The 26,225-nt window shown below is 68.0% G+C and carries 13 protein-coding genes; 5 read left to right on the top strand and 8 right to left on the bottom strand.

The genetic code is table 11. The features are described from left to right. The first annotated feature begins 75 nt into the window (after positions 1 to 75). Both AC2D80_RS05610 and AC2D80_RS05605 read left to right on the top strand, forming a co-directional pair. A complete protein-coding gene (locus AC2D80_RS05610; protein ID WP_484631986.1) occupies positions 76 to 711 on the top strand; it encodes a GntR family transcriptional regulator in 636 nt (211 codons plus the stop codon). Between the two features lie 116 nt (positions 712 to 827). Then, the gene (locus AC2D80_RS05605; protein ID WP_484631985.1) at positions 828 to 1,706 is read left to right on the top strand and encodes a cupin-like domain-containing protein; all 879 of its coding nucleotides are present in this window, start codon (positions 828 to 830) and stop codon (positions 1,704 to 1,706) included. Positions 1,707 to 1,730: 24 nt separating this feature from the next. Here the strand turns inward: AC2D80_RS05605 and AC2D80_RS05600 are convergent, their stop codons facing one another. Further along, positions 1,731 to 2,864 (bottom strand): GDSL-type esterase/lipase family protein, encoded by a 1,134-nt coding sequence (locus AC2D80_RS05600; protein ID WP_484631984.1) that lies wholly within the window; start codon positions 2,862 to 2,864, stop codon positions 1,731 to 1,733. 471 nt (positions 2,865 to 3,335) lie between these two features. On the opposite strand from AC2D80_RS05600, the gene AC2D80_RS05595 reads away from it, so the two are divergent. Both AC2D80_RS05595 and AC2D80_RS05590 read left to right on the top strand, forming a co-directional pair. Beyond that, positions 3,336 to 16,694 carry an amino acid adenylation domain-containing protein gene (locus AC2D80_RS05595; protein ID WP_484631983.1) on the top strand — a complete coding sequence of 4,453 codons (13,359 nt, stop codon included), beginning with the start codon at positions 3,336 to 3,338 and terminating at the stop codon, positions 16,692 to 16,694. Between the two features lie 64 nt (positions 16,695 to 16,758). Beyond that, entirely contained in the window at positions 16,759 to 17,778 is a 1,020-nt protein-coding gene (locus AC2D80_RS05590) for a glycosyltransferase family 2 protein (RefSeq protein ID WP_484631982.1), read from the top strand. Positions 17,779 to 17,835: 57 nt separating this feature from the next. Here AC2D80_RS05590 and AC2D80_RS05585 read toward each other — a convergent pair whose 3' ends face one another. The 6 genes from AC2D80_RS05585 to phaC all read right to left on the bottom strand — a co-directional run bounded on the left by AC2D80_RS05585 (position 17,836) and on the right by phaC (position 25,064). Further along, positions 17,836 to 18,789 carry an alpha/beta fold hydrolase gene (locus AC2D80_RS05585; RefSeq protein WP_484631981.1) on the bottom strand — a complete coding sequence of 318 codons (954 nt, stop codon included), beginning with the start codon at positions 18,787 to 18,789 and terminating at the stop codon, positions 17,836 to 17,838. Next, entirely contained in the window at positions 18,786 to 19,799 is a 1,014-nt protein-coding gene (dusA, locus tag AC2D80_RS05580; protein WP_484632648.1) for a tRNA dihydrouridine(20/20a) synthase DusA, read from the bottom strand. The genes AC2D80_RS05585 and dusA overlap by 4 nt, the downstream gene beginning before the upstream one ends. A 128-nt stretch (positions 19,800 to 19,927) precedes the next feature. Beyond that, entirely contained in the window at positions 19,928 to 21,139 is a 1,212-nt protein-coding gene (locus AC2D80_RS05575) for an HD-GYP domain-containing protein (RefSeq protein ID WP_484631980.1), read from the bottom strand. Between the two features lie 115 nt (positions 21,140 to 21,254). Beyond that, positions 21,255 to 21,992: an acetoacetyl-CoA reductase gene (gene phbB / locus AC2D80_RS05570; RefSeq protein WP_484631979.1), complete on the bottom strand. Its 738-nt coding sequence runs from the start codon at positions 21,990 to 21,992 to the stop codon at positions 21,255 to 21,257. Positions 21,993 to 22,061: 69 nt separating this feature from the next. After that, complete coding sequence (locus AC2D80_RS05565) at positions 22,062 to 23,240, bottom strand: acetyl-CoA C-acetyltransferase (RefSeq protein ID WP_484631978.1); 1,179 nt, start codon at positions 23,238 to 23,240, stop codon at positions 22,062 to 22,064. 30 nt (positions 23,241 to 23,270) lie between these two features. Then, positions 23,271 to 25,064 (bottom strand): class I poly(R)-hydroxyalkanoic acid synthase, encoded by a 1,794-nt coding sequence (phaC, locus tag AC2D80_RS05560; protein ID WP_484631977.1) that lies wholly within the window; start codon positions 25,062 to 25,064, stop codon positions 23,271 to 23,273. 132 nt (positions 25,065 to 25,196) lie between these two features. On the opposite strand from phaC, the gene AC2D80_RS05555 reads away from it, so the two are divergent. Then, positions 25,197 to 25,511, top strand: coding sequence for a hypothetical protein (locus AC2D80_RS05555; protein ID WP_484631976.1), 315 nt, complete (start codon positions 25,197 to 25,199; stop codon positions 25,509 to 25,511). On the opposite strand, the gene pgeF is transcribed toward AC2D80_RS05555, so the two are convergent. Then, entirely contained in the window at positions 25,431 to 26,216 is a 786-nt protein-coding gene (gene pgeF / locus AC2D80_RS05550) for a peptidoglycan editing factor PgeF (protein WP_484631975.1), read from the bottom strand. The genes AC2D80_RS05555 and pgeF overlap by 81 nt on opposite strands. Positions 26,217 to 26,225: the final 9 nt, after the last annotated feature.

The following is a 26,225-nucleotide window of genomic DNA, read 5'->3' as shown; positions in this document are numbered from 1 at the left end:
GCGGAGTTTACATCATTCATAATTATTGATGCAAAATATCGTCCCACCGCCACCTGACTGCCCGCTGTCGATCCCATGTCCGCCGCCCCCCTCGCCCCCCGCGCCCTGTACGAAGAGGTCGCCGAGCGCCTGCGCCAGCGCATCTTCCGGCGCGAGCTCGAGCCCGGCAGCTGGATCGACGAGCTCAAGATCGCCGACGAATGGGGCATCAGCCGGACCCCGCTGCGCGAAGCGCTGAAGGTGCTGGCGGCCGAGGGACTGGTCACGATGAAAGTGCGGCGCGGCGCCTACGTGACCGAGGTGTCGGAAAAAGACCTGGCCGACGTGTACCACCTGCTGGCCCTACTGGAAGCCGACGCCGCCGGTGTGGTGGCGGCCGGCGCCGACGACGCGGCCCTCGACCAGTTGCGTGCGCTGCACGCCGAACTGGAGGCCGCCGTCCACGACCGCGACCGCTTCTTCGCCGTGAACGAGCGCTTCCACCTCGCGCTGCTGCGGCTGGCCGACAACCGCTGGCGCGAACAGATGGTGGCCGATCTGCGCAAGGTGATGAAACTCAACCGCCACCACTCGCTGTTCAAGGCCGGGCGGCTGGCCGACTCGCTGGCCGAGCACCGCGCCATCATGGACGCACTGGCCCGCCGCGACGGCGCGCTCGCGGCGCAGCGCATGCGCGAACACTTCCTCAACGGGCTGGAAGCCGCGGCCTAACGGGCGAGCATGGGGCCTGAGGGCATAAACCTCCTGTAAAGCCGCTGAAACGCGAGCAGGATCCGTTCGAGGCGGAGGCGGTTGACCGAGCCGCAGGCCAACTCACATACTTTTGCATGACACGTTGTTTCGAACCCAACCTCGACCCCCGCCTGCTGGACCGCGAGCCGTTCCGATTTAGCCACCGCTTGATGGAGCATCCCGCACTGAGCCTGGATAACTTGGGGCGGGTTCTGCCGGCCCTGCCGAAAGAGCAGGTGTTCTATTCGAGAAGCACGCGCGATACCGGGGAGGACTTGGATCGCCTGCACGAAAACAACCGCAATGGCCTCTCGATCGAGGAGACCATCGAGAACATTCGAGGCGCCGACTCCTACATCATGGTTCGGTCGCCGGAGACAGACGCCTCATTCGGCTCGCTGCACCGCGCCTTGCTCGAGGAAGTGAGCGCGCTGATGCGACTGAATGGAAGAAGCGGTGGTGTGCGCGAGTCCATGCTGTATCTGTTCATCGCATCGCCGAACAGCGTGACACCCTTTCACATCGACCGGTACTCGACACTCCTGCTGCAATTCCGGGGCAGCAAAACAGTCACCACCTACCCCGCTTGGGATCCCCGCGTGGCCGACCAGCAGGCGTGTGAGGACTATGTGGCCTATGCGGCACCACGCGGCCCGCGACGGCATCCGGGGGGCGAAGCGCTGGGCACCGCGTTCAGTTTCTCGCCGGGGGAGGCGTTGCACATCCCGTTCGTGGCGGGCCATCAGGTGGAGAACGGTCCGGACGATGTATCGATTTCCATGTCCATCATCTTCCAGACGGCCGAGACCGAACGACTTCGAAAAGCGATGATGTTCAACCGCCAAGCCCGAAAAGCGCTGTCCCGGTTCGGCCTACAGCCCAGTGTGGTTGGACAGGCACCCTGGCGGGACGCTATCAAGGCCGTGGCCTACAGCGGCGCCCGCCGTACCGCCCGGCTGCTCGGCTCCAGGTGACGCGGTTCTGCGCGATGGCTCAGGTCAGGGTTTGTCGCCGACGGGTGCGGCGACTTCGGTCAACGCCTGCTGCACAAATCGCGCAATTTCAGCCTCGGTAATCGGATCGATCGCGATGCGGAACCGACTGCGCAGCAGTTGCACCAATTCCTGCGACCACAACAGGTTCCACACCAAACCCGCGTGTTGGTTTGCGAGGACAGCATGGCGCGGGTGATCGCCTGCGGTGTTGGTGACCGTCAACACCTCGCCCACCCGGACCGGCTGGTCGATGGCTCGGCCAGTCTCGGGGTCGCGCTCACCCCAATGGCGGGCAAACCAGGCGCGGTCATCGAAGAACGCCAGCCGCGGGTCGGCGGCGGCCATGGCGCGCAGGGCATCGTCGAAGTGGTCGAGCCCGCGGTTCACGTTGGCTTGTTCCGACGGAGACGTCCATCGGTCGAGATAGGGAACCCAGTGGGCATTGTTGAAGATGCCCACCAGCACCACCCGCGTGCTGGGGTGCCGCTTGTGAATCAGTGCCACCGCGGCGCGGACGTGCTCGATGCATGCCGACATTCTGGCTTTGACCGCCTGGTCGTCTGGATCAGCGGCCAGTGCGGCCAGGTCGCTGTCCTTGCCGAAGTTGTTCACTCCGGTGCGGATGACCACCACACCCGACGCCCAACGCGCCGGTTGCTCGTCCATCACATCCACCAAGCGCTGTGTCTGTCGCCATCCGCCCGTGGTAAGCGACTCGCATCCCGATGCCCAGGCGAGGTTGTTTTGGTGGGTCTCCTTTCTCGGCCCACGCCACGGCAGCTGCAGCGCGTCACGCACTCGAGCCATCGACGCCCAGGGGGGTACGCCCCACACCGCCCACTCGCCCAAATCGATGCGAGACGCCCTCAGGCGCACCAGCGCCTCAGGCCATTGCAGGGTGATGGCGTGGAACTCACCACCCGGCCGGTCTCCCGACGCCGGAAAGCTCACCCGGTCCTGGTAGGCCGCTGAATCCGAATCGCCCAGCACGCCCAGCAGCAGCTTGTCGGGGTCGCTTGGTCGCGCGTGCGACTTTCGGCGCCCGTCCTGACTCAGGACAGCCGCCACGGCGATCGCCATCACCAGAATGCCCAGAAGGATCAGGGTGACGAGCTTCAGACCGGTGATGCTGCCCATGGACGCCCCACTTTTAAGACTCGGTTAACTAAAGGTGGGCAACCATCGCCCGATCGGCTATTCGGCGCAGACCCGAGAGGCGGATTCGCAAGTGAGCGCTGCGGCGCGCTGCGTCCCGACGATCCCGATGGGCCATCACACGACAGACGGAGCGCGATTACCTGGGCGGGCAAGCTCTTAGGCCGCACTCAAAATGCGCGCAAATCCCGCCTGCCGCCCACGGAGCGCTAGCCGCTCAAGCCCAAGACGGTCTTCCTTAATCCGCGATGTGCAGTTTATGACACGGTTGCTGTGTCTATTTGTGACCGGGATACCTCACTTTATGGTTACCATGAGACGCAGCGGGAGTTGCCGCCTGGGCGCGGCATAGAACTTTCAAACTCAAGAAGCGGACATCATGCGCAACCGGCCTGCCTCGGGCAACGCGCGGTGTTCATCGGGGAAACCCTTCGAGACGACACCTGAATCGCCATGGCTCTGATGATGCCTGGCCACACACCGGCCACCGAACCGCCGGCCTTGTCGAGCTGGCTGCGGTGCGCCCGGTCCAAGTGGCCTGAACGGATCGCTCTGGAAACGTCCGAGCGCCTATGGAGCTACGCGCAGCTCATGGTCGAGGTGGAGGCCTTGTCCGATACGTTGAAGCAGCGAGGCCTTCAGCCCGGTGACAGGGTCGCCATCGCCGCCAGCCGCTCGCCCGACACCGTGATCGCGATTCTGGCGGCCATCGACGCCGGCCTGGCTTATGTCCCCCTGGACCTGTCGTATCCCTCTGCTCGGCTGCGTGACATGATCGACGACGCCGGGCCTCGGCTGGTGCTGGGCGAGCCCGATGCGCTGCTCGCCCTGGAGCGCCTGATCGGTGATTTCCCCCGGCTTGAAGCCCCGAGGCCGGCGACCGAACCTATGTTCGCCGCCGAATCCGACCTGACCTACGTGCTGTTTACTTCAGGATCGTCGGGCAAACCCAAAGGGGTGGCCATGGGTTCAAGGCCACTCGCGCACCTGATCGCACACCACGCCAATGACGAGCGCCTGAGTCGTCCCGCACGAACCTTGCAATTCGCGCCGCTGTCATTTGACGTGCACTTCCAGGAAATACTGGGCTCGGTCGCCTGTGGCGGTACGCTGGTGCTGGTGCCCGAGGCAACCCGGCGGGATCCGCAGCAGTTGCACGCGGCGGTGTCGACCCTGCGCATCAACCGGCTGTTCATGCCCTACGTGGCCCTGCAAATGCTGGCTGAGGCCTCCGCGGATGCGGCTCCGCCGGCCTTGCTGGACATCATCAGCGCCGGAGAGCAATTGCAGATCACCCCCGCCATCCGGCGGTTGTTTGAGCGCCTCCCCGACGCACGCCTGCACAACCACTACGGCCCCACCGAGTCTCATGTCGTGCTGGTGCATGCGCTGCCGGCGCGGGTGGCGGATTGGCCAGCCATCCCCCCGATCGGTCGGCCCCTCCCCCATGTCGGGCTGGCGCTTCGCAACGAGCGAGGCGACGTGGAGGTTGGGGCCGACACCGGCGAACTGCTGCTGGGGGGTGACTGCCTCGCACATGGCTACCTGGGAGCCGCGGCGCTATCGGCAGAGAGGTTTCTTCCGACGGTACCCGGACTGCCTGGCCGCTGGTATGCCACGGGCGATCTGGTGCGGCGCGATGCCGCGGGTGACTTCGTGTACCTGGGTCGGGCCGACCAGCAGCTCAAGGTCGATGGCTTCCGGATTGAGCCTGGCGAGATTGAGCTGGCGCTGATGGCCCACCCGGCGGTGCGCGAAGCCGTGGTCACGGCTCCCGATCTGCCAGGCATTGGGCGGCAGCTCGTGGCGCACCTCGTGCTCCGTGAAGGAGGCAACACTGCTGAGATAAGGCCACACCTGCGCGAACGGCTGCCGGAGCACATGATCCCACAACGCTTGATTCCGGTGTCGGCCCTGCCGCTCACCCCAAGCGGCAAGATCGATCGGCGCCATCTGCCGCTGCCGACAACACCGGCAGCTGAGCCGGCGGACCCGGTACCAACCGATCCCCGGCGAGCCGTGCGGTCGCTCTGGCAGGAACTGCTGGGGCTCACATCGCTGGCCGACGACGCCAACTTGTTCGACCTGGGTGCGCGCTCCCTGCTGGTGCTGCGTTTTGCTGCGCGCCTGAAGGCGCTGGGCTTCGAGGGATTGACCATCGCCGATATCTACGACCGGCCCACAGTACAAGGCATCGCCGCTGCGCTGCAGAAGACACCGCTCAAGCGCCACGCTGGGGCCACGGACCGCTCCGGCGCATCGACAGGGATCGCCATTGTCGGCATGGCGGTCCGCACACCGGGTGCTGCGACGGTGGACGCCTTCTGGGAACAACTGCTGGAGGGTCGTGAGGGCATTCGCCACTTCAGCCCGGCAGAGCTCAATGCCTCCGTGCCCGCATCGCTGCGCGACCGACCCAACTTTGTTGCATCGCGTGGCGTGCTTGAAGACGCCGACCGCTTTGACGCCGCCTTCTTCGGCATCTCGTCGCGCGAAGCCACCATCCTCGATCCGCAGCAGCGTTTGCTGCTTGAGCTCAGTTGGACGGCACTGGAGCACGCCGCGATCGATCCCTGGGAAACGAATACCCGCGTCGGGGTGTACGCCGGCACCGCGAACAACAGCTACATCACGGCCCTTCGCCAGGAGCAACCCGGGCTGGTACAGCAATTCGGTGATTTCGCCACGATGCTGGCCAGCGAGAAGGACTACGTCGCCACGCGCATCGCCCACCGGCTGAATCTCAACGGCCCAGCGATCAGCATCCACACCGCCTGCTCCACCGGCCTGGTGGCAGTGGCGCAGGCCTGTCAGGCTTTGGCCGATGGGCAATGCGACCTCGCGTTGGCGGGCGGGGCCACCGTCATCGTCCCTCAGGAGTCGGGTTACCTGCATGTCGAAGGCGGGATGGAATCGTCGGATGGCCATTGCCGGCCCTTTGATGCAGCAGCCAGCGGCACGGTGTTCTCCAGCGGCGGGGCCGTCGTCGTGCTGAAGCGGCTCGACGATGCACTGGCCGACCGCGACGAGATCCACGCCGTGATTCGCGGCGTAGGTATCAATAACGACGGCGGTGACAAGGCCAGCTTCACCGCCCCCAGCGCCAGCGGGCAGTCCGCCGCGATCCGCATGGCACTCGACCACGCCCGCGTCGACGCCCGCAGCATTGGTTACGTCGAGGCGCATGGCACGGCCACGCCGCTGGGGGATCCGATCGAGGTGCAGGCGCTGTGCCGCGCGTGGCGGATGGACACCGCGGACACCCGCTTCTGTGGCATTGGCTCGGTCAAGGGCAACTTGGGTCACCTGGTGGCGGCCGCCGGCGTGGTGGGGCTGATCAAGGCCACCCTGGCACTACGACGGGAGCAGATTCCGAAAACCCTGCACTTCCGGCAGGCCAATCCCCAACTCGACCTCGACAACACCCCTTTTCGCGTCATCGCGGAGACCACGCCCTGGCCGCGTGGTCCATCGCCGCGGCGGGCTGCGGTCAGTTCTTTTGGCGTCGGGGGTACCAACGCCCATGTGGTGATTGAAGAGGCGCCTGTCACCGCGGCGAGCGCCGTGAACGCCGCATCGACGCCGGCCAAGGACGAATTGCCCCCCCTGTGGGTGCTGCCGCTGTCAGCGCGCAGCCCGCAGGCGCTGAAACGCCGGGCCACCGATCTCGCCGGTTACTTGAGTCGGCATCCGGACATCCCGTTGGCCGAAGTGGCGTACACCCTGATGCGCGGGCGCGCGAGCTTGTCGCACCGCGCGGGGGTGGTGGCTGAAAACCTGCCGGAGGCTGTCGCCGCCCTGCAGGGGATTGCAACGCCCATCCAGGCGCTGCATCGACCCCGCCTCGTTTTTCTTCTGCCCGGCCAAGGCTCGCAACGCGCCGGCATGGCGCGCGGCCTGTACCAACATCTGCCGGCGTTCCGCGACACACTCGATCACTGCCTCGGACAGATCAAGGCCACGCTGGGCATTGACCTGCGGCCCCTCCTGCTCGACGCAGACCCAGAGGACGCCCAGGCCAATGCCAGGCTAGCCGACACGCGGCTTGCCCAACCGGCGCTGTTCAGCATGTCCTGTGCATTGGCCCATTGGCTCGGCAGTGTGGGCGTCAAACCCGACGCCCTGATTGGCCATAGCGTGGGCGAATACGCTGCCGCGGCGCTGGCCGGCGCGATGACGCTCGACGATGCCTTGCGCGCGGTGATCGCCCGTGGCCAAGCCATGGCCGCGCAACCGCCAGGCGCCATGCTGGCGGTACGCGCCGGCCCGGATCGACTGGTCCCGCTGCTGTTGGATGGCACGGAAATCGCGGGCCTCAATGCGCCGGAACTCACGGTGGTGGCCGGTTCCCACGAAGCCATCGGTCGGCTGGTGACCGCGCTCGACGCGCACGCGATTGGTCATACCGCCCTGAACGTGTCCCACGCCTTTCACAGCGCCATGATGGAGCCCGCGCTGCCAGCGGTGCAAGCCGCGCTGGGCGCGGTTCACCTGACCGCTCCCGAGACCCGCGTGTACTCGTGCACCACCGGTGTGCCGCTGACCGCCGATCAGGCAACCGATCCGGTGTACTGGGCCCGGCAGGTCCGCGCGCCGGTGCAGTTCACCCGCGCCTTGACCGCCGAGCTGGCTGAGCCGAACACCGTGTTCGTGGAGGTGGGGCCCGGTCAGGCGCTGAGCGCCCTGCTGCGGCAACACCGTGCCGACGACGGCCCGCCAGCCCCCCATGTGACCCTGCTCGGCCATGACCGTCCGGGGCGTGATCCGGCCCGACAGGCCTTGCAGGCCCTAGGCCAGCTCTGGAGTCACGGCGTCCATGTGGCCTGGCCAGTGCCCAGAAGCATCCGCCGGGCTACCCTGCCCACCTACCCGTTCGCTGGCGAGCGTCACTGGTTCAGCCAGCAAGCCCAACAGACCCCACACCAAGTGCTGTCCACCACTCCCACCGGGACTGTGCCCATGAGTCGAAAGCCTCGCCTCGACGCCGAATTACAGCGCATCTTCGGCGATGTGTCCGGCCTATCCCTGGAAGAAATCTCGCGCGGGACCACCTTCCTCGATCAGGGCATGGATTCGTTGGCGCTGACGCAGGCCACGCTGGAAATCGAGAAGGTGTTCGGCGTCAAGCTGCGATTCCGACGGCTGCTCGAGGACCTCAACACCATCGACGGGCTGGCGCAGTTTCTGGATGACGAGCTGCCCGCCGATCGGTTCGCCCCCGCGCCGCCCCCGGCGGTCTCTCAGGCCGCGGGGGTGCAGTGGGTGCCCCAGGGGATCCCAGGCGAAATCCTCACGCCCTCCGCGCCGCGTACCCCTGGTCCGGACGCCAGCTTCCTCCAGCAAACGATTGCCCAGCAGTTGCAACTCATGTCGCAGCAACTGGCCTTGCTCGGGGGCCAGCCCCTGCCGGGGGGTGGTTTGCCGCTGCCATCCACGGGCGCAGCCCCGGCCCCGGCCGTGGCCGCCGCCCGGTCAACAGCAACAGCCTTGTCACCGTCCAGTGCCACCGGCGACCTCCTGGGCCCCGCCAAGGCGTCGCTGGTCGACAAACCCTTCGGAGCCTCGCCCCGACTCACCCTCACAGCGCAGCAGGATTTCACTCCTGTCCAGCGCGCCTGGCTCGACAATTTCATCGCTCGCTGCAACGCGAAATTCGGCCGGTCCAAGGCCTTCAGCCAGAAGCACCGGCATCGCATGGCCGACCCACGGGTGGTCACCGGATTCAACCCCCTCTGGAAGGACTTGGTCTACCCGCTCGTGGTAGAGCGCTCCCAGGGCTGCCGGATGTGGGACCTCGACGGCAACGAGTTCATCGACCTGCTGGCCTGCTTTGGCGCCAACTTCCTGGGTTACCAGCCACCAGACCTCGTTCAGGCAATGGTGCAGCAGGTGCAGACCGGCATTGAGCTCGGACCGCAGCACCCCTTGTCGGCCGACGTTGCGGACCTGATCTCGGCGCTCACCGGGATGGAGCGCGTCGCCTTCTGCAACACCGGCTCCGAGGCGGTGGTCGGAGCCCTTCGCATCGCTCGCACGGTGACAGGTCGCCAGACTGTCGCCATCTTCACCAACTCCTACCACGGGATCGTCGACGAAGTCATTGTCCGTGGCAGCAAGCAGCTGCGGCCCCTGGCAGCTGCGCCCGGCATTCCCCCGAGCGCGGTCGAACACATGCTGGTGCTCGACTACGGGAGCGAGGCGTCGCTTCAGGTGTTGCGCGAGCGGGCTCACGAGCTGGCGGCCATCATGATTGAGCCGATCCAGAACAAGGTGCCCACCTTGCAGCCTCGCGAGTTCGTGCAAAGCCTGCGGGACATCTGCGATGCAGCGGGCTGCGCACTCATCTTCGACGAATGCGTCACTGGCTTCCGCGTGGCGCCGGGGGGCGCACAAGAGTTCTATGGCATCCGCGGCGACCTCGCCTGCTACGGAAAGATCATCGGCGGAGGCCTGCCCCTGTCGGCGATCGCCGGATCGGCCCGATGGATGGATGCGCTCGACGGCGGCCACTGGCAGTACGGCGACGCGTCCTACCCAGAAGCCGGGGTGACCTACTTTGCGGGTACCTTCGTCCGCCATCCCCTCGCCCTGGCTGCGGCCAAAGCAGCACTGCTGCACCTGCAGCGCGCCGGACCCGCTCTGTACCGGGAGATCAATGCACGCACCGAGGCCCTGATACACCGCCTGAACGAGGCGTTTGCGGCGCGCGGCGCACCGGTGAAGGCCGTCCACTGCGCCTCGCTCTGGCGCCTGGCCTGGGACGATGGGCAAAAAAACGTCAGCCTCTTCTACTGGCTGGTGCGATTCCACGGTCTTCACCTCTATGAACAATTCGGTCATTTCCTGACCGCGGCGATGACCGACGATGACACCCGGCGGATCGGCGATGTTTTCATCGCGGCGCTCGACGAATTGATGGCACGGGGCTTCATCCCTCCCCGGGACGGCGCCCCCCCGCCACCGGATGGGCAGACCGACCCCGTGATTGAAGGCCCACTGACACCGGGGCAAACGGAGCGTTGGCTGGCCGGCACCTTCGATCCGGCGGCGCGGCGAGCCCTCAACGAGTCGCTCTGCCTGACACTGCGTGGCCCCGTGGACGCCGACGCGCTGGACCAGGCGCTGCAGGATGTGCTCGCGCGTCACGACGCCTTTCGCCTCTGTTTCAGCGTCGAACAACCGCGACAGCGCTTGACGCCTTCGCGCCCCTTCGAGATCGCCCATGTCGACCTGAGCGACCAGATCGATCCGGATCAAGCGCTGGACCGTTTCTGCCGGGAATCGAACGGACGCGACTTCCCCCTCGACCAAGCGCCGCTGGCCGCGGTCAGCGTGCTCCGTTTGTCCGATGGGCGCACGGTGGTGCACCTGGTCGCCAGCCACCTCATCTTCGACGGCTGGGCCTCGAGCGTGTTCAACGCCGAACTCGCCCAGGCGTACCACGCGCGCCGGTCGGGCCGTTCGCTGAACCTGCCTGATGCGGCCTCGCCACTGGCATTCGGCCTTGAAGAACAGCGCCGTTTCGCGAGCCCCCAGGCGCGCGACGATCTCGCCTTCTGGAAAGCCCGCCTGGCCAACCCACCGGCGCCGCTGAGCCTGGGGGATCGGGCGCCGGCCGGTGCCCGTCAGTACAGCGCCGACACGGAACGCACCCGCATCGACGGCCCGATGCTGGTGTCCTTGAGAGCGCAGGCCAAGGCGGCGGGCACCACCCTGTTCCAACTGCTGTTATCGGCCGTGTCGGTCGTGCTGCACCGGCGCAGTGGCAGCCGCGATTTCGTGCTCAGCGTCCCGTTTGCCAGCCAGAGCCTGCAGCGGCTGGGACCACTGATCAGCGATGGCGTGCTTGACCTTCCGCTGCGCGTGCAGATCCAGCCCGAAGACACCGCAGCCAGCCTGCTGCGGCGGGTGCGCAACGACCTGATGGATGCACTCGACCATCCCTTGATGACACAAGGCACGGTAGCTCGCGCGCTGAACCTTCGCAGCACAGGTGACCGCCCGCCGCTCACCGGTGTCTACTTCAACTTCAATCCGCTGGTGGACCTCACGACCTACGCGCCTCTGGATGCGAGCCTGCATGAAGGCACCAAGGCCGGCCTGCTGGGTGAGCTGTTCTTCAATTTTTACGAGAAGGGCGACGCGCTCAGCCTCGACCTGCACTACAGCACCGAGTTCTTCAGCGCCGAGCGCGCGCAGGCGCTGGTCGCCGAGCTGCAGGCCGAATGCTCGGCCCTGGCCGACACGCTCGATCGCCCGGTGGGAGTGGACGGCCCGTCGTTCGACCCGCGCCTGCTGACGTGGAACGACACCGCGGTACCCATGGATGCCGGGGCCCGGGTGGAGCAGTGGATCGACGCACAAGCGGCTCGCACGCCCGAAGAGATTGCCCTGGTGGCGCCGGGTGTACGGCTGAGCTACCGAGCGCTGGCGGCCCGCGCGCGCCGATACGCCCATGTGCTGCACCGGCGTGGCGTGGGTCCTGGTGCACTGGTCGGCGTATGCCTCGACCGGGGCGCCGAGCTCGTGCCGGCCTTGCTGGGCGTACTCAAGACCGGAGCCGCCTATGTGCCCTTGGACCCGCACTTCCCCAAAGAACGGCTGCACTTCATGGCGCAAGACGCTGAGCTGGGGCTGGTCATCACGGAAGCCAGGCACGCCGATCTCACCGGCATTCCCCGCGAACGGCAATTGCGGGTCGATGAAGACGCAGCTGAAATCAACCAGGCCCCGGTGACCGAACTGAGCGGCCTCGCGCCAGCGGCGGCGGACGCCCCTGCGTACGTGATCTACACCTCGGGTTCCACGGGGAAACCTAAGGGCGTCGTGGTGCCCCAGCGGGCGGTGTGCAATCTCTTGGCCAGTGTGAAGCGGGCGCCGGGTCTTGAAGCGAGGGACCGCTTGCTGGCGGTCACCACGCTGTCGTTCGACATCGCCGTGCTGGAGTTGTTTTTGCCACTGACCTGCGGCGCGCGCGTCATATTGGCCCAACGAGATGACACGATCGATGGCGAGGCGCTGTCCCGGTTGCTCCAGGCCGAGGCCATCAATGTCATGCAGGCCACTCCCACCACCTGGCATCTGCTGCTGGACACGGGCTGGCAGGCACCGAGCGGGTTTCGGGCCCTGTGCGGCGGCGAGGCCCTGACACCCGCACTGGCCGCGCAGCTGATCCACGCGGGCGTTGAACTCTGGAACCTGTACGGTCCGACCGAAACCACCGTCTGGTCCACGCTGGCTCGCGTGCAGGATGCGAGGGCTCCGATCGTCATTGGCCACCCCATGGACAACACCCAGATCTGGGTAATGGACAACATGGGCCGACCTGCCCCCATCGGCGGCGAGGGAGAGATCTGTATCGGCGGGCTGGGCGTCGCCAACGGTTACTTCAAACGCCCCGAGCTGACCGCCGAGCGCTTCGTCCCCGATCCCTTCGCCCGGACACCGGGCGCTCGCCTGTACCGCACTGGCGATCTGGGTCGCTGGCGCGAAGACGGGCAGCTTGAACACCTGGGCCGCCTTGACTTTCAAGTGAAGATCCGCGGCTACCGCATCGAACTGGGCGAGATCGAGGCCAGCCTGGAGGCCCAGCCCGGCGTGGCTCGCAGCGTCGTTCTTCCGGTGGAGGATTCGCCGGGGCAATCCCGCCTGATTGCGTTTGTCGTCCCCAGGCCGGGCGCGGGCCTCGACAGCTCGGTCCTTCGTGAGGCTTTGCGAGGGCCACTGCCAGCCTACATGGTGCCGCAGCAGATTGTGGTGCTCGACCAGTTGCCGCTGTTGCCCAACGGCAAGATCGACCGCAAGTCCCTGCCGGTGCCGACAGAGGCCGCCTCGGCCTCGGTCGGCACCGGCAAGCCGCCACGCAGTCCCCTTGAGGAGCAACTCGCCACCGCCATGGCGACGGTGCTGAAGCTGGCCGCGGTTGGCATCGACGACGACTTCTTTGCGCTGGGTGGTCATTCCCTGCTGGCCGCCCAGTTGATGGCTCGCATCAACCGTGAACTCGGCCTGCAGCTCGCCCTGCGCACACTGTTTGAGTCCCCCACCGTGGAGAAGCTCGCCGCCGCGGTCATTCAGGCGCGCGGTGCCGATGCGCCGCCGCCGCGCGAGCCGATCCTGCCGCGCCCCGAGCCGGGCACTGCGCCCCTGACCCTGATGCAGGAACGCATTCACTTTGTGGAGCGCATGCACCCGGGCCGGCTCGGATATCACGCGCCCAGCGGACACCGGCTGCGCGGGCCCATGAATCTCACGGCCTTCGATCAGGCCTTCCGCGAGGTGGTGAAACGCCACGAGGCATTCCGCACCTCCATCGTGGCGTCCGGCGCTGGCTTCGTGCAGCGCATCGACGCGTCGGCCGAACTGCGGCTGCTGCCCCCGACCGACCTCAGCGGCCTGCCGCCAGCGCAACGCGAACAGGCGCTGCTGGACGACATGAACCGCCTCACGGCGATGCCGTTCCAGCTCGACCAGGCACCACTCGCTCGGGTCCGCCTCTACAAGCTCGCCGACGACCACCACGCGCTGTTCCTGATGGCGCACCACATCCTGTGGGACGGCTGGTCGTTCGACCTCTTTTACGCCGAAATGGCGGCCCTCTACGAAGCCTTCGAACAGGGTCGGCCCTCACCGCTGCCCCCACTGGCCATCGGTTACGGCGACTTTGCTGCCTGGCACGCACGCTGGATGCAGAGCGAGGAAATCCGGCAACAGACCGGGTACTGGCAGCGCCAACTCGGGACGCTGCGGGCGCGCCCGGAGGCGCATCTCGACCGCCCGAGGCCTCAGGTCAGCTCCGGCAAGGCGGCCAACGCGTTGTTGACCGTTGACGCGGCGCAGATCGCGCTCATCCAGAACTTGGCCCGGCGCACCGGCAGCACCACCAGCATCGTGTTGCTGGCGGCCTATGCCGCCCTGATGTCGCAGTGGATGGATGAACCGATGCCGACCATCGGCCTGCCGGTGCGGGGGCGTCCCGCCGCCGAACTCGAGGGCGTGATGGGCTTCTTCAACAACACGCTGCCGCTGCGCCTGCCGGTGGACCTGTCGATGTCGATGACCGATTGGGTGCGGCGGGTGAGAAAAGAAGTCACCGACGCCATCGCCCACCAGGACGTCCCCTTCGAGCGGATCTCTCAGGAGTTGAACCTCCCCGCAGGGGCCATCTACCAGGCACTCTTCAACTTCCAGGACGTCCGCGGGCGCCAGACCCGCTGGGGCAGCCTCCAGCACGAGCGCATCCACGTGCCGCTGGACGGCGCCTCCGAGGACATGAACCTGTGGCTCGTGGAGGAGGCCCAAGGTATCTCGGGCGGGTTCAAGTACGACCCTGACATCTTCCTCGGCCCCAGCGTGGCAGCGCTGCGGGACCGCTTTGTTCAGCTGCTCGATGCCGGCACCCGATGCCCGGAACGAAGCCTGTCTCAACTGCTGGTGCCCACCACCGACCCGTTGGCCCAGGTTGTCGCCAAGTGCACCGCCGCGCCGGCGTCCAGCGCCCTGACACTGCCTGGCCGGTTGGAGGCCCATTGGCGTTCGCGGACCAGCGACATCGCCCTGCGCGGGGGGGAAACGTCCCGGACGGGTGATGACCTGAGCCAGGCCCTGGCGCGTTTCGGTACCGCCATCAAGGCCAACCTGGGTCCTGAGCGCCGGCTGGTGGTCGTGGTGTCGGATGACCCGTTCGACCACGCTGCGGCATTGCTGGCGGTCGTGTGCGCGGGAGCCGCGTGGTGCCCCTTGGCGGCGGATGATCCGCGGGGCTCGCAGGCTGGACAGCGCACCGACCTGGCCCTGTTGATCGGCGGGGTGGCGCCCGAAAGCAGCGCGCCCGCTGCCGGTCGATGGCTGGCCTTGTCGGCGCCCCCCAAGGCCCCGCGAAACATGTCAGACCCGACGCCTTGGCCGGTGTTGGATGCGGACCACGTGGCCGGGCTGCTCAACGCACTGGCCCTCGCCGTGTCAGCGGGTCCCGCAGACACCTGGTGGCTCCGGCAAGACGCCGAGCGGCCCCTGTTCACCTGGCTTCAGATTGGAGCAGCCTGGCTCTCGGGTGCCCGGGCTGAGGTGGTGCCCGCGCTCGGCGACCTGGCGTGCGCTGCCCCGGAAGCGGCCACGATCATTCACGCCTCGGCCACCGATTGGGACCGTTGGCTTGGGGAACACGGCGTCTTCGTGTCTGTCGGATCCCGGGTGGTGATGGACCGCGCGGTCGGTCAGACCGCGCGGGCATCGGCGCTCATCGCGTCAGGCCTGAAGCCGTTGACGGTGTACCGCGAGCCAGTCCTGGGCCTGCCGATCGCGGCGGGCGAGGTCAACCACCCCCACGAATGCCACCTCTTGGGTCGCCCCTTGCTGGACGATGCCCTGCAGCTGACGGATCCGGCCGGCGACCCGGTGCCCACCGGGGTTGCGGGCGAACTTCGTGTCCGGGTTGCCGATGCATTCGGCGGTTGGCAGAGCACCGGGACGCGGGCGCGCTGGCGCAGCGACGGTAGCCTGCAATATCTGGGCGGTGCCGAGGGTGCCAGCCTGGCGGTGTTGTCCAGCCAGGGGACGGCGGTTGTCGCCGGACCGGTGGCGTCCGATCCGCCGATGACGGATGCCGAGCGCAACATGCATGCCCTGTGGTGCGAGCTGTTGAAGCGGACCGACATCGGACTCGACGACAACTTCTTCGACCTGGGGGGTTATTCCCTGCTCGCCATGACCCTGGTGAGCCAGATTGAAGCGCGACTGGGCAAGCAGGTGCAGCCCGCCAGCCTGATCGAGTTTCCGACGATCCGCGGTCTGTCGGCATTGGTCGATCAGCGCCAGGGGCGCAGCGCGTTGATCAAGCTGCGGACGGGTACGGGTGGGCCCGCCGTGTTTTTCGTTCATGACATTGACGGTGAGGTGCTGCTGTACCGAAACCTCGCCATGCGACTGCATCCGCGCCATACGGTGTATGCGCTGCGTCCCCATGGGGACGATGAACTGCCGATCCTGCACACGCGCATCGCGGACATGGCGGACCACTACGCCCGCTTGATCCGAAGCGTGCAACCGCAAGGGCCCTACATCTTGGCGGGCCTGTGTGCCGGCGGCAGCATCGCCTTCGAGGTCGCGTGTCGGTTGGAAGCCCAGGGCCAGTCCATCGCCACGCTGGCGCTGTTCGAGGCCACCCATCCGGAGGCGGCGCTGCGTCCGCAGTTGCTGTCGTCGCGCCGGCTCAGCCGCTTGAACGACGCGGTTCACGGTTCAGCGCGGGGCAGTGCGTTGGGTCGCGTGGCTCGAGGAGCGGTCACGCTCACGCGCAAAGTTTTCTCGGCCGCTCGTTATGAGGTGGGCTCGCGGATCGCCCAGGCCAAACAAGACGCACAGATTCGTGCGTTTCAGAAGCGGCTCGATGCCGGGCTGCGGCCGGATCGGGGCGAGTCGCCACCCAGCGTGCGCGCCATCGTGAGGTATGCCCAGCGAACGGCCCGCGACCACGGCCACCTGAGCGGCGATCTGCTGCTGCTGCGAGCCACGCGCAGCCAGGGCCTGCCGGGCGACCAACCGTATGCAGAGCTGTTCGTCGATCCCTGTTTCGGATGGTCAGCATCGGTCGATGGGCAGGTGACCGTGATCGATGTCGATGGGGGCCATTCCAGCATGCTGCAAGAGCCATTCGTGGCTTCAACCTACGCCGTTTTGCAGGCACACATCGACGCAGCGCTGAAGCCCGCCCGGCCGACATCCTCGACCGAACCCGTCTGGCCCGGTGTGCCGGGCTCCGCCCCACCGGACGCCGCAGCCACCTGCCACGCCCATGACTTGGTCAAGACCTGACGGCAGCCCGGCACAACCGGCATCAGCGTGCAATGGAGGCGCCTCATTTGTCGCCCCATTCGACATGCCGGGCTCGACGCCGGCCCTGCCCGGGCTTGACCACCGCCCCGACCACGCACCGTATCGGTTTACGCCGCTGAGCGAGCCCGCCGATCTTTTCGTGATCCTGGTCAGCTACAACACGGCCGGCTTGCTGCACCGGTGCATCGATCACTTGCGCCGTGCCAGCGCCGCACACCGAGTAAGTGTCGCGATCGTGGACAACGCGTCCCGGGATGGATCGGTGGCTCTGCTCAAGCGTGACTTCACCGACTGCACGGTGGTCGAAAACACGATCAACGTGGGATTCGGACGGGCCAACAACCAGGTGCTGGACCGTTGCAACGCGCCATTCGTGCTGCTGCTCAACCCCGACGCCTACATGGCCCCGGATGCCCTGGACCACTGCCTGCGCCACATGGAGCAACAGCCGCGATGCGGGGTGCTCGGTTTGCGCCTGGTGAACGAAGCGGGCGAAGGCAATGGCTCAGCGCGCGACTTTCCAACGCCTTGGCGAAACTTCGCGATCCAGACCGGCCTGGTCAAACACCGTCCCGACGACCGCGCCCGGGCCCAGGGCAGGCAGGTTGTCGACTGCGACTGGGTGACAGGGTGTTTTTACTTGGTGCGCCGTGCGGTGATCGACCAGATCGGGCTATTTGACCCACGCTACTTCCTGTACTTTGAAGAGCTGGACCACTGCCGCGCGGTCCACCAGGCGGGCTGGGGGGTGCAATGCCTGCTGAGTTCCAGCGTGGTCCACGTCGGAGGCGCCAGCGCCCGGTCCGACGGTGAGCTGACCAGCGCGGGCAATCAACTCCAGGCTCTGCAAATCGAGAGCGAACTGCTCTATTTCCGCAAGCACGGAGGCTGGCTGGGATTGAGCCTAGCGCTCCTGCTGGGACTCGGCGCCGACGCGGTGCTGGGGACTAAGGACCTGTTGAAGGGACGCGGTCTGCGCAGGGCGCAGCGGCACCTGCGCCACGCCAGTACCTTGTGCCGCCTGTGCCTGCTCACCCGGGGGGGCATGCGCCCGACGCGGTAGTCCAGACCGAGGAACAGCCCGCAGCCCCTGGGGGCGTCCTTAAACCAAGGGCTCGCCTCAGGCCTTGCGCCAGAACGGATCGAGCCGCGCGGTGAAGGCGGCGAGATCTTCGAAATAGGGCAAGGCGCCGCCCGGCACTGTCTCAAAGCGCCAGCCCGGGCGAGCGGCCAGCCAATCGCGGCCGCGGAAATCGGTGAAGTCGCCGCGCGTGGCCAGGCTGGCCCACACCGGAACCTCGATCTGCTCGTACAGGGTGTTGATGTCGGCGCTGAACAGACCGCCGCTGATGAAGCTCAGCGGCGCGTGTCGCGCGCCGGGCTGGCGGGCGGTGGCGACCGCCGCGGCCCACAAACGCTCGTCGATGGTGGGGCTGCCGAAGGTGCGGCGCAGGAAGTAGCGGATCACGCCCGGCCGGGTGAGCTGGCGGAACAGCCATTCACCGCGGGTGGGATGGGCGAGCCAGCGTTGCAGCCAGGGCATGGCGAGCGTGGTGCCGGGCGGGCCGTGGCGCCGCCGCCGGCCCGACAGACCGGTGGGCGTGACGAGCGCCACCCGGCGCACGGACCCGGGCCGCTCGACCGCCGCGCGCACCACAAACTCGCTGCCGAGCGACACGCCCAGCAGATCCACGGGGGTCTCCACGGGGCCGCCGACTGCCGCGATCACCGCGTGCAGCGCATCGGTCATGTGCCGCGGGGTGTAGGCGATGGCCGGGCGGTCGCTGTGGCCGTACCCGGGCAGGTCGAGGGCCAGCACCGGGCGGCTCTGTCGGTAGTGCTCGAACAACGGTGCCACCTCCGCGACCGAGGCGGCGGCGTTGACGCTGTGGACGAGCACCAGCGGTGGCAGGCCGGACGCGGCCCCGGCGGGCGGATCGGCGCGGTAGACGGCCACGCGGCCCACGGGCGTGTCGATGGAGTGGCACGGTGCGTCCACCGGCGCGTCCAGCGGCCTGTCCAGTGGCATGTTCAGTGGCTTGTGCGGCTCGGCCGGGCGATGGGACCCGCTCATGGCTGCACCGCTGGCGCCGCATCGACCGCGACGGGCGCGGCCACCCCATCCGCGCCCTCTTCCGCGCCCTGCTCCAGGCCCACGTGGGCCTGCGCCAGACGCCAGACCTCGCGCGGCGGCAAGGGCTTGAGGCGGTGGTCGCTCCACACCTGACGCCAGCGGCGGGCGCCGCGCAGCCCGTGGCGCAGGCCCAGCATGTGCCGCGCGATCGCGTACCAAGGGCAACCGTCCTCGGCGTGGGCGCGCTCCATGTACCGGACCATCGCGTCCTCCACAGCGTCGCGGTCCACGGCGCGGGGCGCGTCGCCGAAGAAGGCGCTGTCCCAGCCGGTGAGCAGCCAGGGGTGGTGGTAGGCCTCGCGGCCCACCATCACGCCGTCGACGTGCCTGAGCTGCTCGGCGATCTGGTCGTCGGTGGTGATGCCGCCGTTGATGGCAATCGTCAGATCGGGGAAGTCCTGCTTCAGGCGGTGCACCAGCGGGTAGCGCAAGGGCGGAATCTCCCGGTTTTCCTTCGGACTCAGGCCCTGCAGCCAGGCGTTGCGGGCGTGCACGATGAACACCTGGCAGCCGGCGTCGGCCACCGTGCCCACGAAGTCACGCACAAAGCCGTAGCTCTCCTCGCGGTCGATGCCGATGCGGTGTTTCACCGTCACCGGCAGGCTCACCGCGTCGCGCATGGCCTTCACGCCATCGGCCACCGTTTGGGGCTCGGCCATCAGGCAGGCGCCAAACGCGCCGCGCTGCACCCGCTCACTGGGGCAGCCGCAGTTGAGGTTGATCTCATCGTAGCCCCAGTCTTGTCCCAGCCGCGCGGCGCGGGCGAGTTCGTCGGGCTCGCTGCCGCCGAGCTGCAGCGCCACCGGATGTTCCTCCGCATTGAAGCGCAGGTGGCGTTGCACGCTGCCGTGCATCAGCGCACCGGTCGTCACCATCTCGGTGTAAAGCAGCGTGCGGCGGCTGAGCAGGCGGTGCAGGAACCGGCAGTGGCGGTCGGTCCAGTCCATCATGGGGGCGACGGACAGGCGCCACGGCGACGCCTCGGCGGGCAGGGCCAGAGCGGTGGGGGCGGCAGGCGCCGGGGAAAGCGGGGCGTCAATGGTCATGGCAGGCGGGCGACTGTACCGCGCCCGGGGCCTCAGCGGCGCGCCAGCAGGTATTCCAGCGGCGGGCGGACCTTGACCTCGCCCGGCGCCAGCGCCGCTGCGACCGCCCACGACGCGTCGGCGGTGTCTCTCAGGGCCGGCTCGCCCAGCGGCAGGCCCTGGCGGCCCACCAGCACGAGCACTTTGGGCGCGTTGGCCTTGGCACCGCGGCGCACCACCACGCCGCGCTCGCCGCCGGCCAGCCGCACGTAGCTGCCCGGGGGATACAGACCCACCGCCTTGATGAACAAGGGCGTCAGCGGGTCGGTCGCGGCGCCCGTGTAAAGCTCGCGCGCGACTTGCTGGGACTGCAACCCGCCACGGCCTTCCCGAGGGCTGATGCAGGCGGTGTACACGTCGGCCATGCGCAGCAGGCGCAACGCGGGGCTGTCCACGCGCTCGCCGCGCGGGTAACCGATGCCATCGGGGTGTTCGTGGTGGTTGGCCACGAGGTCAAGCCAGCGGTCCTCGCGCACCCCCAGGCCGCGCAGCAGCGAGACGCTTCGCACCGGGTGTTCGCGGATCTGGGCGCGCTGCGCGGTGGTGGGCGGCGCGCTCTGGCGCGCCAGCTCATCGTGCAACCGCGCCATGCCCATGTTCATCGTGAGCGCTGCCCGAACGACCGCGTGCAACTCCGCGGGGGGCAGCTTGGCCGCGCGCCCCACGTGATCACACAGCAGGCCGCACAGCAGAGCATGGCTCGCGCTGTACGGCAGCACCGGATCAAACAGGCGCTGCACCAGCACCAGCAGGGCGGTGTCAAAAGCGCGCTCGCTGGCGTCGGTGACCGCGTCGGCGATGCGCTCGAGCCGATCCAGCCGCTCGGGAGAGGCCGCCTCCACGGGGCGGTGCAGCCAGGCGTGAAGCGCGGCGTGCAGGTCCGCCCAGCGCTCGGCCGGCGGGACGTCGGGCAGTTCGGCGGTGTCGGGCGTGGCCGCGGCCACCGCCAGCTCCCTGACGCCGGCGATGCGGGCCAGCGGCGCGTTGTCGCGCACCAGCCGGTCCAGCGTGGCGGTGTAGCCCCAGTTGAGGGCCTGCCAGTCGGCCGCCAGCACCATGGGGGTGTGCAGCATCAGGTGCCCGCGGTGCTGCTCGGAATGAATGGTTTCGCCCTTGCGCAGCAGCAACACGCCCTGCGCGTCCCAGATGTTCACGGGCACGGGCTGGTTCAGGGCGAGCGCGTCCAGGGGCAAAGGCCGGTACATGCGCGGGACTCTATCCCGGGCAGGCTGGCGCGATCGCCGGAAAAGCGGCGCGGAACGGGCGCAAAAAACCCCGCCGCGGCGGGGTGGTGGTGCGCCATCGGGCGGGGACCCGGGGTCAGCCCATGTGCAGGCCGCCGTTGACCGAGAAGTCGGCGCCGGTGGCGTAGCCGCCCTCCTCGCTGGCCAGCCAGGCGATGATGGACGCGATCTCGCTGGGCTCGCCCAGGCGCTTGACCGGCACGGTGGCCACGATCTTCTCCAGCACATCGGGGCGGATGGCCTTGACCATGTCGGTGCCGATGTAGCCGGGGCTCACGGTGTTGACGGTCACGCCCTTGGTGGCCAGCTCCTGCGCCAGCGCCATCGAGAAGCCGTGCATCCCGGCCTTGGCCGCCGAGTAGTTGGTCTGGCCGGCCTGGCCCTTTTCGCCGTTGACCGAGCTGATGTTGATGATGCGGCCCCAGCCACGCTCGACCATGTCCGGCACCACCTGCTTGGTCACGTTGAACATGGAGTCGAGGTTGGTGCTCATCACCGCGTCCCAGTCGTCCTTGGTCATCTTCAGGAACATGCGGTCTTTGGTGATGCCGGCGTTGTTGACCAGCACGTCGATCGGACCATGCTCGGCCTTGGCCTTGGTGAAGGCCTCGACCGTGGAATTCCACTCAGCCACGTTGCCCACGGACGCGTAGAACGTGTAGCCCAGCGCCTTCTGTTCGTCGATCCACTTCTGGAAATCGCGGGTGGGACCGCAACCGGCGATCACTTTGAACCCGTCGCGATGCAAGCGCTGGCAGATGGCGGTGCCGATGCCTCCCATACCGCCGGTGACGTAGGCCACTTTCTGACTCATTGGAACCTTTCTGTTGGTCGTGAAATAGACGTTTTGGACGTCAAAAGCGTTTTCATCCTATCGGGCTTGTCAGCGCTCGACAGCGAGGGAAACCCCCATGCCGCCGCCGATGCACAGCGCGGCCACGCCCCGCTTGGCGTTGCGCCGCTGCATCTCGTGCAGCAGCGTGACCAGCACGCGGCAACCCGAAGCGCCGATGGGGTGACCGATGGCGATCGCGCCGCCGTTGACGTTGACGCGGGCGGGATCAATGTCCAGCGCCTTGTTCACCGCACAGGCCTGGGCAGCGAAGGCCTCGTTGAGCTCGAACAGGTCCACATCAGCGGCCTTCCAGCCGGCGCGGGCCAGCGCCTTCTGCGACGCGGGCACCGGGCCCATGCCCATCGTGGCCGGGTCCAGGCCGCTGGTGCCGAAACTGGCGATGCGGGCCAGCGGCGTGAGGCCCAGCGCGGCCGCCTTCTTCGCGGTCATGACCATCACGGCCGCCGCCCCATCGTTGATGCCGCTGGCGTTGCCGGCGGTCACGCTGCCGGCCTTGTCGAAGGCCGGGCGCAGGCCCGCCAGGGCCTCGGCGCTGGTCTTCTTGTTGATGAACTCGTCGGTGTCGAACACCAGCGGATCGCCCTTCTTCTGCGGGATGTGCACGCCGACGATCTCGTCCTTGAAGCGGCCGGCCTCCTGCGCGGCGGCGGCCTTCTGCTGGCTGGCCAGGGCCAGCGCGTCCTGCATCTCGCGGGTGATGCCGTGGGCCTTGGCCACGTTCTCGGCGGTGATGCCCATGTGGTACTGGTTGTACACGTCCCACAGGCCGTCCACGATCATCGTGTCGGTCATCTTCCACTCGCCCATGCGCTGGCCGTCGCGGCTGCCCAGCAGCACGTGCGGGCTCGCGCTCATGTTTTCCTGGCCACCGGCGATCACGATCTCGCTGTCGCCCCAGGCCACCGCCTGTGCGGCCAGCATGACGGCCTTGAGGCCGGAGCCGCAGACGGCATTGATCGTCAGCGCCGGCGTTTCCTTGGCCACGCCCGCCTTCATCATGGCCTGACGGGCCGGGTTCTGGCCCGCACCCGCGGCCAGCACCTGACCCATGATCACTTCGCCCACCGCGTCGGCGGGCAGGCCGGTGCGCTCCAGCAAGGCCTTGATGACCACGCTGCCGAGCTCGGTGGCCGGGGTCTTGGCGAGCGTGCCGCCGAACTTGCCGACGGCGGTGCGGGCGGCGGAAACGATGACGATGTCTTCCATGAAATTCTCCAGGTCACAAACAGGTGGGGTTCAGGCTTTTGCCTTGACGTAGCGGCCGGGCGCCGGCTCGATGGCGGCGTAGGCCTTGCCGCGGCCGTAGGTCTTGGGGGCGGGGATCGGTTTGCCGGCCAGCGGCTTGAGCCAGGCGGCCCAGTCGGTCCACCAGCTGCCCGGGTGCTCGGTGGCGCTGGCGATCCAGTCGTTGACCCGCTCGGGGAAACGGTTGGCCGGGCCGATCCAGTGGCTGCGCTTGCCCTTGCTGGCGGGATTGATCACGCCAGCGATGTGGCCGGAGGCGCCCATGACGAAACGCTTCTTGCCGGGCAGCAACTGCGTGCTGCCGTAGGCGCCGCCGATGGGCACGATGTGGTCTTCGCGCGAGCCGTAGATGTAGACCGGCAGGTCAACCCGGCCGAAATCGATCTTCTGGCCGCACACCGTGGCCGAGCCGGGACGCGTGTAGCGGTTCTCCAGGTAGAGGTTGCGCAGGTACCAGGCGTAGTACGGGCCGGGCAGGTTGGTGGAGTCGCTGTTCCAGTACAGCAGGTCAAACGGCGGCGGTGTTTCGCCCTTGAGGTAGTTGCCGACCACGTAGTTCCACACGAGGTCGTTCGGCCGCAGGAAGCTGAAGGTGGTGGCCAGGTCGCGGCCGGGCATCAGGCCACCGTCGGCGAACTGCATTTCCCGGAACTTCACGAAGTTCTCATCGATGAACACGTCGAGCACGCCGGTGTCGCGGAAGTCAAGCAGCGTGGTGAGGAAGGTGGCGCTGTGCACCGGCTTCTCGCCGCGCGCGGCGAGCACCGCCAGCGCAGTGCCGAGCATGGTGCCTCCCACGCAGAAGCCCAGGGCGTTGATGTCGTCGGCGCCGGTGATGTCGCGCACCACGTCGATGGCGCGGATCACCGCGTCTTCGATGTAGTTGTCCCAGGTCTTTTTCGCGAGCGACGCGTCGGGGTTGCGCCAGCTCACCACGAAGGTGCGGTGGCCCTGCTCCACGGCGTAGCGGATGAAGCTGTTGTCGGGCTGCAGGTCCAGGATGTAGAACTTGTTGATGCAGGGCGGCACCAGCAGGAAGGGCCGCTCGTGCACCTTGGCGGTGAGCGGCTTGTATTCGATCAGCTGGAACAGTTCGTTCTCGAACACCACCGCGCCTTCGGTGGTGGCCACGTTCTTGCCGACCTCGAACACGCTCTCGTCGGTCATCGACACATGGCCCTGACGGATGTCGTGCAGCAGGTTGGCCACGCCCTTGGCGATGCTTTCGCCCTGCGTTTCGATGGCCTTCTTTTGCGCTTCCGCGTTGAACGCCAGGAAGTTGCTCGGTGCGCTGGCGTCGATCCACTGCTGCACGGCGAAGCGCACGCGCGCGCGGGCCTTTTCATCGCCTTCCACCGCGTCGGCCAGGGCCATCAGCGTGCGGGCGTTGAGCAGGTACAGCGCGGCGGTGAAGCCCGCCACCGGGTTGCTGGCCCAAGCGTCACCCGCAAAACGCCGGTCGCCCTGGGGTTTGGCGGTCAGGCCCTGGTTCCACAGGCCGACGGCGTCCTGCAGATAGCTCTTCTGGATTTCCAGCAGGCGGGCCGGATCGAGGCGCACCGCCTGACCCAGGCCTTGGGTGGCCTGGCCAAACAGGTCGCCCAGACCCGTCATGCCGGCCAGGCCCGCGCCTCCCGGCACGCCGGAGGGCAACCCGAAAGCGGCGAATGGGCCGGCCGCGCCGCCGGCACCGGGGGCCGCGGCGCTCCAGGCGCCCATGAGCTGTTGCTGGAACTGCTGGGCGGCGTTCGCCCAGTCCTGCGGCGACGTGGGGCCGGATGTCATGCGGGTCTCCTGTGGTATTGCCTGACGCCTATTATGGAAGGCGCTGGTGACGGGTGGTCCGACGGTGCATCAGTATGGGCGCGCCGGCTTCCGGCTCGCTGACGGCGGATCGGCCTGGAGCGGGAGCGCGGCGTGTACCTGGTGGTGATTGCGTGGATGTATGTGGTGCTGATGATGGCGGTGGCCGAAGCCACCAACACCACCGGCTCGGTGCTGGGCGCGATCATCACGTTCGTGCTGTACGGGCTGCTGCCGGTGAGCATCATCGTCTATGTGATGCGCACGCCCCAGCGTCGCCGCGAGAACAAGGCCCGCGAAGCCGCTGAGGCCGAGGCCGCCGCAGCGGCCGCCGCCACCGCCAACACCTCAGCCGAGCCAGACAGCAGCGGCCAGACGGCCGGTGGTGCCGAAACGGGCGGCGTCGCGGCGGTGCGAAAAGAACCGTGACGGCTGGCTGACGGTGCACCACGCGGCGCTGCCGTCGTTGCCCGCCACGCGCGTGAGCCCCGCCAGCCGCAGGCGGCGCCGCGCCAGCCCCGGCAGATCGGCCCACCACTGACCGGCTCGGCCAGCGGGCCGGAAATGCGCCGCGGCGCCAGCGTCGTCGGCGGTGAAGGCCGCGCGCACCTCATCACCGACCTCAAACGCCGCCGGCCCGATCGCCGGCCCCAGCCAGGCCACGACCTCGCCCCGCGGCTCGCCGGCCACCTCGCGCAGCTCACGCACCGTGCGCTCCAGCACCCCGGCGGCCAGCCCGCGCCAGCCCGCGTGGGCCGCCGCCACGCCCGCGCCAGACGCCAGCGCGAACAGCACCGGCAGGCAGTCCGCGACCATGATCGTGCAGGCCACGCCGGGCCCCACCGCCACCGCCGCGTCGGCCTCTGTGCCGTCGGGCGTGGCCCCATCGAGGCGACACACCGCCGTGCCGTGCACCTGGCGCAGGAACACCGGCCGCGCGGGGCGGGTGAAGCTGGCCAGGCGGGCGCGGTTGAGCGCCACCGCCGCGGGGTCATCCCCCACGTGGTCACCCAGGTTGAAGCGGTCCCAGGGCGGCGCGGACACGCCGCCGTCACGCTCGGTGCACAACGCGCGCACGCCGGCGGGTGCCGGCCAGTCCGGCACCCACACCCCGGGCACGTCGGCAGCATTCACGCGGTGGCC

Source organism: Hydrogenophaga sp. T66, from assembly GCF_057219855.1.
This window is presented reverse-complemented; position numbering and strand designations above follow the sequence as displayed.

Bases quoted from the DNA above. Each gene is read 5' to 3' on its own strand.
- AC2D80_RS05610 (WP_484631986.1), top strand. From the start codon at position 76: ATGTCCGCCGCCCCCCTCGCCCCCCGCGCCCTGTACGAAGAGGTCGCC.
- phaC (WP_484631977.1), bottom strand. From the start codon at position 25,064: ATGACATCCGGCCCCACGTCGCCGCAGGACTGGGCGAACGCCGCCCAG.
- dusA (WP_484632648.1), bottom strand. From the start codon at position 19,799: ATGATGGACTGGACCGACCGCCACTGCCGGTTCCTGCACCGCCTGCTC.
- AC2D80_RS05595 (WP_484631983.1), top strand. From the start codon at position 3,336: ATGGCTCTGATGATGCCTGGCCACACACCGGCCACCGAACCGCCGGCC.
- AC2D80_RS05590 (WP_484631982.1), top strand. From the start codon at position 16,759: ATGCCGGGCTCGACGCCGGCCCTGCCCGGGCTTGACCACCGCCCCGAC.
- AC2D80_RS05605 (WP_484631985.1), top strand. From the start codon at position 828: ATGACACGTTGTTTCGAACCCAACCTCGACCCCCGCCTGCTGGACCGC.
- AC2D80_RS05565 (WP_484631978.1), bottom strand. From the start codon at position 23,240: ATGGAAGACATCGTCATCGTTTCCGCCGCCCGCACCGCCGTCGGCAAG.
- AC2D80_RS05600 (WP_484631984.1), bottom strand. From the start codon at position 2,864: ATGGGCAGCATCACCGGTCTGAAGCTCGTCACCCTGATCCTTCTGGGC.
- AC2D80_RS05585 (WP_484631981.1), bottom strand. From the start codon at position 18,789: ATGAGCGGGTCCCATCGCCCGGCCGAGCCGCACAAGCCACTGAACATG.
- AC2D80_RS05575 (WP_484631980.1), bottom strand. From the start codon at position 21,139: ATGTACCGGCCTTTGCCCCTGGACGCGCTCGCCCTGAACCAGCCCGTG.
- phbB (WP_484631979.1), bottom strand. From the start codon at position 21,992: ATGAGTCAGAAAGTGGCCTACGTCACCGGCGGTATGGGAGGCATCGGC.